The organism is Chroococcidiopsis sp. TS-821, assembly GCF_002939305.1.
GTDB lineage: Bacteria > Cyanobacteriota > Cyanobacteriia > Cyanobacteriales > Chroococcidiopsidaceae > Chroogloeocystis.
This window is the reverse complement of the sequence record NZ_MVDI01000007.1, coordinates 1-14,458: the sequence shown is the minus strand read 5'-3', so window position 1 is coordinate 14,458 and position 14,458 is coordinate 1. Positions and strand designations below refer to the sequence as shown.

The 14,458-nt window shown below is 44.0% G+C and carries 14 protein-coding genes and 2 pseudogenes; 3 read left to right on the top strand and 13 right to left on the bottom strand.

Going from position 1 to position 14,458, the window contains the following annotated elements; all coding sequences use genetic code 11:
- Positions 1 to 121: 121 nt before the first annotated feature.
- The 4 genes and pseudogenes from B1A85_RS26260 to gatA form a co-directional block, all read right to left on the bottom strand.
- Positions 122 to 739, bottom strand: a pseudogene (locus tag B1A85_RS26260) (Type 1 glutamine amidotransferase-like domain-containing protein).
- A gap of 38 nt (positions 740 to 777) precedes the next feature.
- Positions 778 to 1,368, bottom strand: coding sequence for a Uma2 family endonuclease (locus B1A85_RS16795; protein WP_256387473.1), 591 nt, complete (start codon positions 1,366 to 1,368; stop codon positions 778 to 780).
- Positions 1,369 to 1,446: 78 nt separating this feature from the next.
- Positions 1,447 to 2,328, bottom strand: a complete 882-nt coding sequence (locus B1A85_RS16790; protein ID WP_104547897.1) for an alpha/beta hydrolase — start codon at positions 2,326 to 2,328, stop codon at positions 1,447 to 1,449.
- 91 nt (positions 2,329 to 2,419) lie between these two features.
- Positions 2,420 to 3,871: an Asp-tRNA(Asn)/Glu-tRNA(Gln) amidotransferase subunit GatA gene (gatA, locus tag B1A85_RS16785; protein WP_104547896.1), complete on the bottom strand. Its 1,452-nt coding sequence runs from the start codon at positions 3,869 to 3,871 to the stop codon at positions 2,420 to 2,422.
- 277 nt (positions 3,872 to 4,148) lie between these two features.
- Here gatA and B1A85_RS16780 point away from each other — a divergent pair, with 277 nt between their 5' ends.
- Positions 4,149 to 4,997 carry an alpha/beta fold hydrolase gene (locus tag B1A85_RS16780; RefSeq protein ID WP_104547895.1) on the top strand — a complete coding sequence of 283 codons (849 nt, stop codon included), beginning with the start codon at positions 4,149 to 4,151 and terminating at the stop codon, positions 4,995 to 4,997.
- A gap of 94 nt (positions 4,998 to 5,091) precedes the next feature.
- Here B1A85_RS16780 and B1A85_RS16775 read toward each other — a convergent pair whose 3' ends face one another.
- The 6 genes from B1A85_RS16775 to B1A85_RS16750 form a co-directional block, all read right to left on the bottom strand.
- Positions 5,092 to 5,391, bottom strand: a complete 300-nt coding sequence (locus tag B1A85_RS16775) for a DUF1816 domain-containing protein (RefSeq protein ID WP_104548065.1) — start codon at positions 5,389 to 5,391, stop codon at positions 5,092 to 5,094.
- A gap of 104 nt (positions 5,392 to 5,495) precedes the next feature.
- Entirely contained in the window at positions 5,496 to 6,437 is a 942-nt protein-coding gene (gene rlmB / locus B1A85_RS16770; RefSeq protein ID WP_104547894.1) for a 23S rRNA (guanosine(2251)-2'-O)-methyltransferase RlmB, read from the bottom strand.
- A gap of 94 nt (positions 6,438 to 6,531) precedes the next feature.
- Positions 6,532 to 6,966, bottom strand: a complete 435-nt coding sequence (locus B1A85_RS16765; RefSeq protein WP_371681687.1) for a Mini-ribonuclease 3 — start codon at positions 6,964 to 6,966, stop codon at positions 6,532 to 6,534.
- A 304-nt stretch (positions 6,967 to 7,270) separates the two neighbouring features.
- Complete coding sequence (locus B1A85_RS16760) at positions 7,271 to 7,591, bottom strand: STAS domain-containing protein (protein ID WP_210404529.1); 321 nt, start codon at positions 7,589 to 7,591, stop codon at positions 7,271 to 7,273.
- A gap of 161 nt (positions 7,592 to 7,752) precedes the next feature.
- Positions 7,753 to 8,910: a glutamine-hydrolyzing carbamoyl-phosphate synthase small subunit gene (gene carA / locus B1A85_RS16755; RefSeq protein WP_104547891.1), complete on the bottom strand. Its 1,158-nt coding sequence runs from the start codon at positions 8,908 to 8,910 to the stop codon at positions 7,753 to 7,755.
- Positions 8,911 to 9,064: 154 nt separating this feature from the next.
- Positions 9,065 to 9,364 carry a DUF4090 family protein gene (locus B1A85_RS16750; RefSeq protein ID WP_104547890.1) on the bottom strand — a complete coding sequence of 100 codons (300 nt, stop codon included), beginning with the start codon at positions 9,362 to 9,364 and terminating at the stop codon, positions 9,065 to 9,067.
- Positions 9,365 to 9,509: 145 nt separating this feature from the next.
- Here B1A85_RS16750 and B1A85_RS16745 point away from each other — a divergent pair, with 145 nt between their 5' ends.
- Entirely contained in the window at positions 9,510 to 9,896 is a 387-nt protein-coding gene (locus tag B1A85_RS16745; RefSeq protein WP_104547889.1) for a hypothetical protein, read from the top strand.
- A gap of 55 nt (positions 9,897 to 9,951) precedes the next feature.
- On the opposite strand, the gene B1A85_RS24795 is transcribed toward B1A85_RS16745, so the two are convergent.
- From B1A85_RS24795 to B1A85_RS16730, 3 genes are all read right to left on the bottom strand, one after another.
- Complete coding sequence (locus B1A85_RS24795; protein WP_210404528.1) at positions 9,952 to 10,605, bottom strand: hypothetical protein; 654 nt, start codon at positions 10,603 to 10,605, stop codon at positions 9,952 to 9,954.
- Positions 10,605 to 13,679: a phosphoenolpyruvate carboxylase gene (gene ppc / locus B1A85_RS16735; RefSeq protein WP_104547888.1), complete on the bottom strand. Its 3,075-nt coding sequence runs from the start codon at positions 13,677 to 13,679 to the stop codon at positions 10,605 to 10,607. Before ppc ends, B1A85_RS24795 begins: the two co-directional genes overlap by 1 nt.
- Positions 13,680 to 13,779: 100 nt before the next feature.
- Complete coding sequence (locus B1A85_RS16730) at positions 13,780 to 14,016, bottom strand: hypothetical protein (protein WP_104548064.1); 237 nt, start codon at positions 14,014 to 14,016, stop codon at positions 13,780 to 13,782.
- A 267-nt stretch (positions 14,017 to 14,283) separates the two neighbouring features.
- Here B1A85_RS16730 and B1A85_RS26255 point away from each other — a divergent pair.
- A pseudogene (locus tag B1A85_RS26255) lies at positions 14,284 to 14,458 on the top strand (photosystem II q(b) protein); the annotation flags it as partial.

The window sequence follows — 14,458 nt, the reverse complement described above, 5'->3', positions numbered from 1 at the left end:
TCTAACACTTCTCGAGCATTTTTCAGCACTTCTTCACAGGTATCTCCGCGAGTATGACAAAACGCTCCCCCTCAGAAAGACTCATAGGCATGCACTAGACGTATTCTTTACTTTAACGTTGTCACGTACCCAAGTATCCTAGAGATAGGGGAGTTTCTTGCACTGCTCCATTCAACTTTTGCAATCGATAAGCTTTTGCATAAGGGCGAGAACTACTGCTCTCGTCTATTCTTAATAGAATGCAGCGCCTCGCCATCATCTACGGCATATCCGTCAATAATTTTTCCTAGAGAAAATAAACGAGGGTTAGCAGGTTTTCTTTCTAATTCTCCATCATAATGGTGGCAATTGCTGCCCTGGAGCCAGCTAAGACAAAGTAACACGGTTAAAATTCTCCAAAAAGTGAGGGAACTCCTTGCTCGAACCAGCAAATCGAACCTGCTCTTAAGCCAGTAAGGATGACACCGGTTTCCCAAGCTGCTTTGAGAACTGTGTCGAGTCCCCATTCTTACCAAAACGCCAGTAAGTTCTTGGTACTTCCGCCTCTTACATCAATAATGTCTTGCTCTAGCACTAAAGTTCTTATGTCAGTGTTTGGCGGTTTAAATAGTGATAAATGCGATGATGTGGATGGTAATGTTGAGTAAAAGGCATAAAATCTGTCAATGTAATCTGCTGCATCGCCACTCGCGGTAGGAAGGAAGCATTTTGGCTTTTCTTTTGAGACACCGCCACCCATGGCTATAATTTGTCGGCATAACACGATAGGCGATCGCCTCACTGAAATGACACCTTTTGTACCCAAGCGCGGAAAGCTTTAACTGCAGTGTTTCTTCCCTGGATTTTACTTTCGGCAACGTACTGGGGAATAACTTCTATAATTGGCAAGTTGGGAAAAATCTGACTTTGATTTGTTGCTACATACTGATGATTTTGCAGTGTATGTATTTGTAGCGATCGCCCGTCATAAATCCACAACTCAGGAACGCCTAAAGCTTCATAGCTACTTTTCTTGATTTCGGAAGCACTTGTAATATTAATTTCAATAGCTAAATCAGGCGGTGGATCGAAGTTAACATCGATTTTACTTTTACCTCTAATTGCTGCTTCATGTTGAATATAAAAGCAAGCATCAGGTTCTACACCACTCGCCATGTCCCGACGCTTAAAGGTAGTAGAACCGAGATTTCTGAATTCAATATCGAGTTCTTCTAATAAAATCTCGACTAGGTTACTGATGAGGATTTTACCATCTTCGCGTTCAGCCAGCGGTACCATAATCTCTAGGATTCCTCTGTAGTAGGCAAGCCGAGAAGCACGCGAGTTACCTAACTCGTCTAAAATCTGCTCAAACTCGCTCCAGTTAATATTTCGTAGTAGTACTCTTTGCCCTGGCTTAACATCTTACTGATTTAGTTGTAGTTGCACTTTTTACCTTCCTATGTTTCAGCGTTCCGCCATCTGTTGAGTTGAGACTTGTCGAACAAAGTTTTGCACGACTTGAAAATATTGAGAACCTGCAACTTCCGCGACATTGTTGTGTCCCGCACCAGGAATCAGAATTAATTGCTTCGGTTCGGGTGCAGCAGCGTAGAGTTGTTCGCTCATTTGCGCGGGAACTTGCCAATCTGCCGTTCCGTGAATGAATAAGACAGGGATTTGTAGTGCGCTAACTTTACTGATTGAGTCGAAGCGCTGGCGTAAAATTAGATCGACGGGAAATATGCGGTAGGCACGTTGAAAATCGATCATGGCACGGATCGAAGTAAACGAACTTTCGACGATTAATCCAGCGGCGTTGGGTTGTTGCAGTGCTAAGTGAATGGCGATCGCACCGCCTAAAGAATGCCCATAAATAAAAATCTGGCTTGGATCGATCTGTCGTTCATTAACGAGATAATCCCACGCTACTGCAGCATCTTGGTAAACAGTCGCTTCTGACGGAAAAGCTCCTTCACTACGTCCGTAGCCGCGATAATCAATGAGGAGTACTGAAAAGCCCATCTGGTGAAACCGATGGGCGCGATCGACATTTGCACCAATATTAATACCGTTACCGTGCAGATAGAGCAAAACTTTTTCATTCGCTTGAGTTGCGGGAATCCACCAACCATGAATGCGTTCGATTTGCCCTGTGGTTGTAGTGACAGGTAGCCACACTTCTTGATAGCGGAGATTGAAAAACTCTGGTGTCGTTTGAATAACAGGTGAAGGAAAAAAAATGAAGCGAGTTTGCTGGAAAAACAGATAGATGCTAGTCCCGATATAAAAAAGTGCAGCCATTAGCCCAGCACTCAGCAGCCACCTCAAAGAGAATTTGTTGAGCATAGATATCCTTCTACGCGCGTACAAATACACAACTTCAATGATAAGAACTCCGCACTGTGCATCAGTTGATTAGCCCTAAGGGTGGCGATCGCTATATCAACTTTGGAGTCTTTTTATGCCATTCTGTTGCTTGCTCGTAAGCATGCGCGACTTGAAATAGCAAATCCTCGCGCAATACGTTGCCAATCAACTGTAGTCCGATGGGCAAACCCTTGTCATCAAAACCACAAGGAACACTCATTCCTGGTAAACCAGCTAGATTGACGGTGATTGTCATCAAATCCGTTAAATACATGCTTAGGGGATCGTCCGTCTTTTCTCCTGCTTTGAATGCTGTTGTTGGTACAGTCGGACACACTAGAACATCGACCTTCGCAAACGCATTCTCAAAGTCTTGCTTAATCAGCGTGCGGACTTTTTGTGCCTTTAAATAATACGCATCGTAATAGCCTGCCGACAGCGTGTAAGTTCCTACCATAATCCGCCGTTTGACTTCAGTACCAAAACCAGCAGCACGAGTTCGGTTGTACATCGAGAGGAGGTTTTCGGCATCTGGAGCGCGGAAACCGTATTTTACACCGTCGTAACGCGCTAAGTTTGCCGAAGCTTCTGAGGGCGCAATGATGTAATAAGTTGGTAGCCCGTAGCGAAAACGCGGACAGGAAACTTCTTGAACTTCTGCGCCTAAATCCTTAAGTTGTTCAATTGCTTTGGTGACAGCTTGTTCCACCGCCGGATCTAACCCTTCGCCAAAGGTTTCTTTGATAATGCCAATGCGGAGGTTTTTCACGTCGGGTTTTAAAGCTTGCGTATAGTCTGGAATTTCGACTTTGAGACTTGTCGAGTCTTTAGGATCGTATCCAGCGATCGCGCCGAGTAAAATCGCGGCATCTTCTACAGTGCGCCCAAATGGTCCAATTTGATCTAACGATGAAGCAAACGCGACTAAACCGTAACGCGATACCAATCCGTAAGTAGGTTTCATTCCTACTACACCACAAAACGACGCGGGTTGACGAATTGAGCCTCCGGTATCAGATCCTAAGGCAACAACACATTCTTGCGCTGCTACCGCCGCAGCCGAACCACCAGAAGAACCACCAGGGACTCGTTCTAAATCCCAAGGATTGGCGGTGACTTGAAACGCGGAGTTTTCTGTAGAACTGCCCATCGCAAATTCATCTAAATTCGTTTTTCCCACCATGACAGCACCTGCGTCAGCTAGCTTTTGCGTCACGGTTGATTCGTACGGCGGGACAAAGTTCTCCAAAATTTTAGAAGCACACGTTGTCCGAATTCCTTTGGTACACAGATTGTCTTTGATGCCAATTGGAATTCCTGCGAGTAACCCAATTTCCTCTCCCGCAGCAATTTTGGCATCCACTGCTTGCGCCTGTGCTAACGCCGTATCTGCTGTTACCGATATGAAGCTATGTAATTTCGGCTCTAATGCTGCAATGCGCTGCAAGGCTTCTTGAGTAATTTCAACCGCAGAGCGTTCTTTGCTCACCAGTTGTTGGTGCAACTCGCGGATGGATGCCATTGTTTGCTCCTTTGACTTGTAATCCAGATTATTTAGTTTAATTCAGGACTTACGTAAAAAGTGACTTCTTCAAAAGGATCGGATGTCAGGGATCGGAGGCTAGAGAACGATTGATAAGTGTTGTCGTTCCTCTTTCTGCTTTCTGTGCAAGGTATTCGAGGAAGCTTCATCGATAAATAAGCTCTAGTGATATTTATTGTAAGTTTTATATTTTCTTGTCTCCCTGACTGACTTCTATAAATCTTATAGTAAATATATTGCGGTTAATTTTTATCTAGTGTCCACATCTCAAAACTCTCAACCTGTCAAGCTCAACGTTCGCATTCAAGGAAACGGCTTTCCCATTCTTTGCTTACACGGTCATCCAGGTTCAGGGCGCAGTCTATCAGTTTTTACTGACCATTTATCGCAGCGTTTCCGTACGATCGCTCCCGATCTCCGCGGCTATGGTAGCAGTCGCACGCAACAAAATTTTGCCATGAACGACCACTTACTTGACTTAGAAGCACTGATAGATAGCTTCAAAATTCAGCGCTGCTTAGTCCTTGGTTGGTCGTTGGGAGGAATATTGGCAATGGAACTCGCACTCAAATTGCCTGACAGAGTTAGCGGGTTAATCCTTGTCGCCACTGCAGCGCGTCCTAGAGGTAATCATCCACCAATTAGCTGGCAAGATAATGTGTATACTGGTGTAGCGTCTATTCTTAATTGGTTGCAACCAAGTTGGCAGTGGAATATTGAAACGTTTGGTAAGCGATCGCTCTATCGCTACCTGATTCAACAACACTCGCCGACTGCCTATCGCTATCTTGCCACTGATGCGATCGCCGCGTACCTGCAAACTTCTGCTGCTGCACAACGCGCGTTGAATACAGCGTTGCGATCCGGTTACGATCGCCTTGCCGACTTACACAAAATTACTTGTCCAAGCTTGATGCTCGCTGGAGCAAGCGATCGCCATATCACTGCCCAATCAAGTCATGAAACTGCTCGGTACTTGAAAAACTGTCAATGGCAATGCTATCCCAATACCGCCCATCTTTTCCCTTGGGAAATTCCCCAGCAGGTACTCAGCGATATTGATAAGTGGATTGCGCAGTATCCCGATGTTGTCAAGTTTAAATAAATTGCCAGTGACGAGCGCTCAGCAAGCCGCAGAGTCTATATTTAAGTTAGTTTCGTCTTTGGCACCGAACACCCGCCACTAACTTGACTTGCTTTTACATCTGACCGCTAAATATTGGTGTCGCTTTCGGCTGAATCATTCCCAAGTCGTCAGCAATTGTCAAATTCTTGGGCTTGCAACGCTTGACTTTCACTGTAATTCCTTGCGCACCTTCTTGTTCTAAATCTTCAAGATACCCAGTCTTAGCAGCGTTTGCTTCCTTAACGCTCAAGAAAGGACCAAAGTAGTACGTGCAGCGCGGATTTTGTGTAACAATTTCTACCCACCAAGCCCAGCCAATGCTGTGAAAGAGATTAGTTAAAACTTCTTTAAAACTATCCCAAAATGTTTTCATATTTGCTGTTTTGTCCATTGGTTACAGATGTGACGCGGTCTGCTGCTGCTTCTAATTACTTCACACTTTGTTATACTCTGTTACGCTTCTTTTTTCAAATTATCTTATTTTAATTTTTCTAAATGAAGCATATTTAACCAACGTTGGCGAAAAATTTCGTACAAAGCCATTCCTGCTGCGACTGAGGCATTTAAGCTTGGAGTATTTCCCGAAAGTGGAATGGACACTAGCACGTCACAGCAGCGTTGTGTTAACAAACTCAAGCCCTCACCCTCAGCACCAATCGCCAAAACGATTGGTCCTGTAAATTGGACAGTATGCAATGGTTGGCTTGCGGTTGCGGCTGTACCATAAATCCAAAATCCTGCTTCCTTGAGTTCTTCTAAAGCGCGGCTAAAATTAACGACTCTCGCGACAGGAAATTGCTCCAAAGCACCAGCAGCTGCTTTCATCACACTCGATGTAATTCCTGCGGCTCGTCTTTGGGGGATAACAAGTCCCTGCGCTCCGATCGCTTCAGCCGTCCGAATAATTGCTCCTAAGTTGTGGGGATCGGTAATACCTTCTGCTGCTACAATCACGGGTGATTCGGCGATTGCTTTGGCGCGAGCAATCAGTTCATCGAGATCGGTGTATGCATAGGGTGCAATTTGCGCTGCGACTCCTTGGTGATTCGCATAATGCGTAATTTGATCTAGACGCTTTGGTTCAACTTCGTCAATCACTGTTCCGTTTTCTTTAGCTTGGGAAATCAAAGAATGGAAACGGGGATCGTAGCGCAATCGCGATGTAATCCAAATCCGATTCAGATGTCTTTGATTCTCTAAAGCAGCTAAAACAGGGTGACGACCGTAGATAAGATCGCTTTCTTCTGCTAAAGGTTGTGAGTGCGTACTATTGACAGCATAATTAACTGAAGGTTTTGTTGATGCAGTGCGACTCTGATTCAGAGATTTCAGCAAAGGCTTGGAGCTTTGTCTGATTCTGACTGGCTTGTCATGCTTTGCTTTGCCCGTAGATCTAAATTTTTGTTGTTTGTTCGCCATTTATATAGTTACAGTGTTAAATTCTTTGGGCATCCCTACTTCTCGACTTTAACTGAGAAGAATAGCCAATTTCAGTATAGAAAGACAATTTCTATCACTCATTTTTATCTTGCTCAAAGTGTAGCTTGTGCAACAACTGAGTCAGACGCTGACAATCAGTGAGAAATAGGTAGCCGACTAAGGTTTCTAAACTTGATGCTTGTTGATAAATTTCAGGTTCGATCCGCTTTGGCGGCTTCGTTGTCGCATTTCGACCGCGACGAACTATATCTAACTCGGTATTGGTAAGGTAGGGAGTCAGCGAGCGCAAATGTAATGCTTGTGCTTCGGCTCTTACCTGTGCCACTACTAAACGATGATAAACACGCGAGCGCTTTGGTGGCAGTAGGTAATAACGCCTAATATAAAGTTCATAAACTGCATCTCCTAAATATGCCAAAGCACTCGGAGAGACCTGCTGTAGCTGTGATAAGTCTTCAGCCAAGGTTGGTGTCAGTTGCTCTAACCTAACAGTTAGTTCGCCTTCTATTATAGATGAGCCATCGAGTAGCTCTTCCTCCTTTTGATTCACAACTAGGATTTTCCTTTCTCTTTGGATTGGTAGTGTTTATAAATTTGGCAAAACTACCGAGCTAGTTTTAGTAACTTCTTTTTATCTTCGATCCCTGTATTCTCCTTAAGTTAATGCGATCGCAGTTGGCTGCGTGATAGACAGGATTTGTCTAGCAGCGAGTTCCCCCGTTCTGCTTTAATAAACATTTTTTATAAGCAAAAATCAAGCTACCCAGATAATACAACCGGATAGCTATATCAGCCTTGCTTCTGTTGCCAGATCATGACTGTTTAACGTTCTCTAGCGCGACTTCCACTGAGGGACGCAGCGAGAGAAATTGCTCTAAACGAACTAGCTTAACTGTTTGAGTCACGCGGGCATTAGTCACAATTTGTGAAGTGCCGCCAGCACTTTGTGCTTGTTTGGCAAGTTGAACCAATGCTCCTAAACCTGAGCTATCAACAAAGTCGATTTGGGAAAGATCCAAAATAATATTTTTTGGTCCCTCTTCGATACATTTGCTGATAACCTTACGAAAGGTTGGCTCAGAGAAAGCATCTAGTAACCCTGTAAATCGAAACAATTGGTAATTGTCTCGCACTTCACGGGTTCCTCGCAGACTAACCGTAATATTCAGTGGTTCAGCAATAATACCCTCCTCTTACTACCTTAAATGCGATGTTTAAAGTCGAGGCTCAAGTATAGAGCGTTTTTTGAGGCGTTGTCTACTATCATGAGGCAGAAATTGCGGAGCGAAAAGAACTAGCGCTTGGTTGCTGATTTCTGCTTGGCTTCGCGCATCAATTTTACAAACTGCTCAAATAAATAATCGGCGTCATGAGGACCAGGACTAGCTTCTGGGTGATATTGCACGGAAAATAGCGGTAATGATTTGTGTCGCAATCCCGCAACTGTTAAGTCGTTGAGGTTGAGGTGAGTAATCTCAATATCTGCATCCGGCAAGGAATTAGCGTCGATCGCAAAGCTGTGGTTTTGACTTGTGATTTCTACACGTTGCTTTAAACCTGCCGGTTGGTTCAAACCACGATGCCCAAACTTGAGCTTAAAGGTTTCTGCGCCGAGTGCGTGACCTAAAATTTGATGTCCCATACAAATGCCAAACATTGGCTTTTGACTAGCGAGGAGTGCTTTTGTTGTTTCGATTCCTTCAGTGACTGGTGCGGGATCGCCAGGACCATTAGAAAGAAAAATTCCATCAGGGTTGTATTTAAGAATTTCTTCAGGAGGAGTGCTGACAGGCACAACAACAATCCGACATCCATAACTGGCTAAACGGCGGAGAATGTTACGCTTCACCCCGAAGTCAATCGCAACAACTGTTAAAGGTTCTGTAGCCTCTTGATTAACTGGCTTAAATTCCCAAATTGCCGTTGTGGGATCGGACCATTCGTAAACGTTAGCCGTGGTTACTTCACGCACGAGATTCAAGCCTTTCATGCTAGGTGCTGCGGTAACTTGCTCTAGTAACTCAGCTTCGTCTAGTTCGGTAGAGATTCCGCCATTCATCGCACCTAAAGCCCGAATTTTACGAGTAAGGGCGCGAGTATCAATTCCGTAGATGCCAGGAACGTTATGCTGTTGTAGGTAATCTGGCAAGCTAGCTGTCGAACGCCAATTACTCGGTTTGTAGCAGATGTTGCGCGCTACTGCGCCTCGGATTTGCGGTTTATGCGATTCTTCATCGTCTGGATTTACGCCTGTGTTACCGAGTTCAGGATAGGTGAAGACAACAATTTGTCCGTAATAACTGGGATCTGTTAAAACTTCTTGATAGCCTGTCATGCCAGTATTGAAAACAACTTCCCCAATTGTGGTTCCGGTAGCGCCGAACGAAAAACCACGATAAGTAGTTCCATCAGCAAGGACAAGCAGCGCTGGTTTAGCGTCAAATAGGGACATAAGCAATTAATCTCAAGGCTCTGACTGGCATCAGGCTAATTATGCCACGAGTCAATTATGTCTTGGTATGACTATGTAAGAATGCGATCGCATTTTCGCGACTGAAACGTATAAAACTCGCATAAAAATTCTCTTGATATTGCGTAAGTTTTTATTACTTCCCACCGTAATAAAAAGCAATTTCTTTATCTTTAAGCGGCGCAAAGTCCGCATCAATGAGCATTTGATTTAATTTATCTTGGGGAATATGTTTCGCGCCAATCCGTACAATTCGCGATCGCATTGTATTGGAAACACCGCTACGTTGTCTGCCTGCTTCAAGTGCCATTACTTGGCGATAGAGTTCGAGTTTGGCAGGAGGAATCGGGGTACCATCAAAATCGATTCCTGAGGCAATCGCGACATCAACAGCATCAGCACCTGTTGTTTGAGACGGAGAATTTTGCGAATTCATGGTTTGCAGTAATCACAGCTACGGTTGCATTTTATCAAAAGCGATCGCTTCTTTTTTTGGCAAAATTGGGTATTCAAACACTTGTCACTGTCAAAGCTTTTGATCTAACCTCAAGCCAACTACGTACCCTCACAACAGTTCTGCTATGTCTGACTTTCCTATTCCCGACTCACAAGACCGATCGCTGCAAAAAGCATTTACTAACAAGTTGATTGACGAGTATTTTGATTACTCTGAAAGCTGGCTGCGGGCAATTTTGAGAATGTGTATTTTTTCACTCACTCACATCGGGGGAAAAACTGCTTTAGCGATCGAGTGTCCAAATCAAGCAGTTGCTAGACGCCTCAGCCGCAAAACCTATCCTTTACAGCAGTTTAGCGAGGGCTTTTCTTCGAGTTACCCTGCAAGTAGGCGAGTTTTGATTTGTTATCAAGATAGTGCGCTTGCGACTTGGCGATGTTTTGATACAGAAAGTAATAGTTGGAAAACGTGGGAAAATTTACAACTTCCCACAGCTTCGACCGATAGCTAATTTTTGCAAAAATAGTGTTATTAACTTTTCGTCAAGTTTTTATAGAATTGTTACCTCAAAATGCTGAAGTATTTTGGGTAGATTTTATCGGCTTTAATGAGTTGTCTTGAGCCTGCGAAGGGATATGCATAGACTTCTTAAAAGGAGAATCGCTTGACGTGTTAGAGCCAATGCTTATCTCTTCTAATAATTGAGCAATTTGTGCTGAGGTCAAATGGTGCTTGAGTAGTTGCTTGTGCTTGGCGATCGCCAGCAGTTGTTGTAACTCTTCTATCGATAAGACCGTGTCTTCTTGAGAAGTTGTTTGGCTAGATGCCGCTAATTTTAATGTAATTAGTACTAGGAAGCGTTGTAGTACAACTCGTTGAGTAGGTGTTAGTTCTAATTCATCTGCAAATAATGCTAAATTTTCATTTATTTGGTCTTGACTTTTTGTCTTTGTTGTGCAGTCTGCTGTAATCGTTCCTAAGATACTAATAATTCCACCTAGCAGCGTTCCTAAATAAAGTCCTGTTATACCGCCTTGCCAAACTGCACCAGGTGTCACCCAAGCATGACAAGCTGTTTTTAAGCCCCAAGGTTGGTTTTGGCATTTTTGACTTTGAATTTGTAAGCTGATTTGACTTCCAAAATAAGCGCTGATAATTCCAGAGGTCAGCGCTACTAAAGTACAAGCTAAAACTCGTTTTGGTTGCCAAAATTTGCTCATTAACCCGTATTCCGCATACCAGCAGCAATCCCATTGATTGTGAGCAATGCACCTCGCAGCAGTTCTCCTTTACTGTAACGCGAGTGAATGACTCCTGATGTTGTGTTCGTGCATTGACGCAGCCGCTTGAGCAGAGAAACTTGTAAAAAGCCTAAGGGTACAATCGTGCCATTGCGTAACTGGACAGACTTTTGCAAAACAGGATCGCCATCAAGAAGGCGTTTATGACCAGTGATTGTCAACACTAAATCTCGCGTTAGGTAAAATTCATTAGCAATTTGCTCAAATAGTCTTTCAAAGCGAGCTAAATCTTCGGGTCGAGATAATTCCTGCACGTAGTGCTTTGCCATTTGCAAATCTACTTTTGCTAGAGTCATTTCGACTTTAGAAATCGCCATCTTAAAGAAAGGCCATTTGAGGTAAAAATAGCGCAGCAGCTTGAGATGTTCTTCGGGTTCTTCGTTCACAAATTCTTGTAATGCAGTTCCTACGCCGTACCATGCGGGTAGAAGAAAACGGCTTTGCGTCCAGCTAAAGACCCAAGGAATAGCACGCAATGAGCTTAGGTCTTTTTTACCACCTTGACGACGGGCTGGTCGAGAGCTAATTTGCAACTGGCTGATTTCCTCGATGGGCGTTACTTGATGGAAAAAGTCGATAAAGTCTGGCTGCTCGTAAATTAAAGCGCGATAATGACTGCGCGATCGCGCGGCGATTTCTTCAATAATTTCGTTCCAGGGTTGAATATTGTCAAATCCAGTCCGCAATAAACTTGCTTGTACAACAGCAGCTGTAATCGTTTCTAAATTGTAGATCGCCAATTCAGGCAAAGAATATTTTGAAGCGAGGACTTCTCCTTGTTCTGTAATTTTGATTCTACCGTTAATACTGTGTCCAGGCTGTGCCAAAATAGCTTCGTAAGCTGGACCGCCACCACGACCAACTGAGCCACCGCGTCCGTGAAAAATCCGCAACTGCAAGCCGAATTGTTCGGCAATTTGTTGAAGTGCTTTTTGGGCTTTGTGAATCTCCCAGTTGCTGCTTAAGAATCCTGAATCTTTATTGCTATCAGAATACCCCAACATCACCTCTTGGAGATTCGGCGTTAATGTTGAAGGTGGTGGGGGTGGTGCTGTAGCGGTTGACGAGCTTTCTGATGACTGCGCGTGATAGCCACCTGCTAGTAAGGCACGATACAAGGGTAGTTCAAACAACTGTTGCATTACCCTTGGCGCTCGCAATAAATCCTCAACAGTTTCAAATAGTGGCACGACTTGTAGGGTGCTTGTGCCTGTCGCAGGGTCGTACAATCCTGCTTCTTTGGCAAGAAGTAAAACTTCGAGGAGGTCACTCACTTCATGACTCATGCTAATGATGTAAGTTTGGCAAATACTAGGACCAAACTCTTGTTGTAGCGAGCGCACAACCCGAAATGTTTCGATAACTTCGGTTGTTTGCGGACTAAAAGGCAATTCAGCAGGAATGAGTGGACGACGCGTTTGCAATTCTGAGACTAACCAAGCAACGCGCTCAGCTTCCGATAGTTCTTTGTACGAGCGCGGTACTATTTGCAAATACTGTAAAATTTCCTCTAATACATCCGCATGACGCGACGACTCTTGGCGAATATCAAGATGTGCTAAGTTGAAGTCATAGATCTCGACTTGACAAATGAGATTTTCTAACTCGCGGCAAGTTAAGCCTGTTGCTTCTAGGTTACGCTGAATTAAGCGCAATTCTGCTAAAAATTCTGCACTAGAGCGATAAATTCCCCGCGCGTCGCTTTCACTCTCAACTATTTCGCGTTGTCGTAAATCGCGATTATACAAACGACTATTGCGATCGCGCGTGTTCTCTAAACGCTTAAGTAGATAGGATAGTTTGAGGCGATACGGTTCTTGTCGGTAGCGTACTGCTAGTGCCTCGTAAACTTCACTCATTTGCGATTGATCTTGCTCTAGCGATTCGAGTAATTCTGGCAAGACATCGCTCCAGTGCAGCGACAAACTTAATAAATTAATTAAGTTCTTCACCGACTGAATATACTTCTCTAAAACCATTTGCCGTTGATAGCAAGCGGTTTGCCAAGTCACTTGAGAAGTCACAGAAGGATTTCCGTCGCGGTCTGCACCTACCCACGACCCAAACTTACAGAAATTGTGCTTCGGTGCATTCAGTCGAGGAAAAGAACTAGCAAGTGCGTGTTTAAATCGTTGATGCAGCTGGGGTATCTCACTAAAGAGAACTTCTTGGAAGTAGTGCAGTGCATACTCGACTTCATCTAACACAGTAGGTTTGAACTGATGCAATTCATCTGTCCGCCACCACAGGCGGATTTCTTCGGTAAGCTGTTCGCGTAGCTGTGCGGCTTCCCAAGAAGTTGCTTTGTTGAGACCTTGCTTTTCTTCTAGCTGATCCAACTTTTGAAGTAACTTTGCCATGCGCCGCTGTTTTTCGCGAATCGTCGGGCGCACGATTTCGGTTGGATGTGCCGTAAAGACCATACGCACATCGAGTTGGTCAATCAGACGTTGAATTTGCTGAGGTGGTACATTCTGCTTTTTCAAGTGCGGAAATAAAGCGTGGAAGGTACTATATTTTTGATCGTCCAACTGAATTGCTTGCCAACTTTTTTCGAGCATATCCGCTCCTGGTTGCCCATTGAGCGTTTTTTCCGAGTCAAGCAACTGACCATTCATTGATGCTGCTTGTTTGCTAAGCGCTGTAAGCTGCGATGCGCGCGCGAGTTGCAGCCGCTGTTCGTAGTGTTGCTCGACAATATTTATCAGCTGAAAATACAAAGCAAAAGCGCGTGCAGCTCGAATTGCCTCATTGAGATCGAGTTGTGCAATCAACTTAGTCACTTCTGCTGCGCGATCGTTTGTCGCTTGTCCTTCTGGAGAACACAAATCGCGTAGCTGACCCAAAAGATTAACTAATTCTTGACCGCAGTCTTGTTTAAGCACAGACTCCCATAAGTCCTCTACCAAATCGAGGCGTTGCCGGAGAAATAAATCTAGGGGTGAAGGCACAGTCAATGCCTCATCAGAGGATAGGTTGATGAGCGAACTCATAGTGTCTGTTCTAGTAAAGCCAGGAATATAAATAATTTTATGGGGCAAATTCCCCTCAAGTAGTTGCACAAACAACAAACTTTGGAATTGAGTTATGCGCCTACTCAATTTGCTCAGTTTTCTGCGGTTCTGGAAATGGTAGTACTGGCAAGCGATCGCCGCGCAAAATTTCTTCGGTTGCTTGTCCGAGCGACTGAATCAATTCTAAGTAGGCTTTGGCACCTAACATTGCCAACAATACTGGCCCCGTACTAATTTGTAACAAAACTTTAGGACTAAGACTCACAAAGAATAAATCTATTCCCTGTTGTTTTCTATCCTGACGCTGAAGTGTCATATTTGCTTGCATTCCTGGTTAATCTCTCTCAGTGTGCTCTCGCGAAGCTGGCATTCTTGATAGAACTCGAACTCGCCTTGTATGTCATTGTACTTTTGCAAATATTACAACTCATAATGCAATCTTATTATCTATATTTAACAAATTAATCCTTTTGATATAGATTAAATCGAGTAAAGTAATGTAAATTGTAGGAACAGGCAAATTCATCTTGTCTGATTATTTCTTCATAACTCACTTGTAGTTATCAAAAGCAATCATAGAAAGATGACAACAACTCTACAAAGACGCGAAAGCGCATCATTGTGGGAGCGATTTTGCAACTGGGTAACATCAACAGACAACCGGCTATACGTAGGCTGGTTTGGCGTACTGATGATCCCAACACTGTTAGCAGCAACAACCTGCTTCATCATCGCCTTCATCGCCGCACCGCCAGTAG

Coding starts and splice junctions, on each gene's coding strand:
- B1A85_RS16790 (WP_104547897.1), bottom strand. CDS start 2,328: ATGCTCAACAAATTCTCTTTGAGGTGGCTGCTGAGTGCTGGGCTAATG.
- carA (WP_104547891.1), bottom strand. CDS start 8,910: ATGTCCCTATTTGACGCTAAACCAGCGCTGCTTGTCCTTGCTGATGGA.
- ppc (WP_104547888.1), bottom strand. CDS start 13,679: ATGAGTTCGCTCATCAACCTATCCTCTGATGAGGCATTGACTGTGCCT.
- rlmB (WP_104547894.1), bottom strand. CDS start 6,437: ATGGCGAACAAACAACAAAAATTTAGATCTACGGGCAAAGCAAAGCAT.
- B1A85_RS16750 (WP_104547890.1), bottom strand. CDS start 9,364: ATGAATTCGCAAAATTCTCCGTCTCAAACAACAGGTGCTGATGCTGTT.
- gatA (WP_104547896.1), bottom strand. CDS start 3,871: ATGGCATCCATCCGCGAGTTGCACCAACAACTGGTGAGCAAAGAACGC.
- B1A85_RS24795 (WP_210404528.1), bottom strand. CDS start 10,605: ATGAGCAAATTTTGGCAACCAAAACGAGTTTTAGCTTGTACTTTAGTA.
- B1A85_RS16730 (WP_104548064.1), bottom strand. CDS start 14,016: ATGACACTTCAGCGTCAGGATAGAAAACAACAGGGAATAGATTTATTC.
- B1A85_RS16775 (WP_104548065.1), bottom strand. CDS start 5,391: ATGAAAACATTTTGGGATAGTTTTAAAGAAGTTTTAACTAATCTCTTT.
- B1A85_RS16745 (WP_104547889.1), top strand. CDS start 9,510: ATGTCTGACTTTCCTATTCCCGACTCACAAGACCGATCGCTGCAAAAA.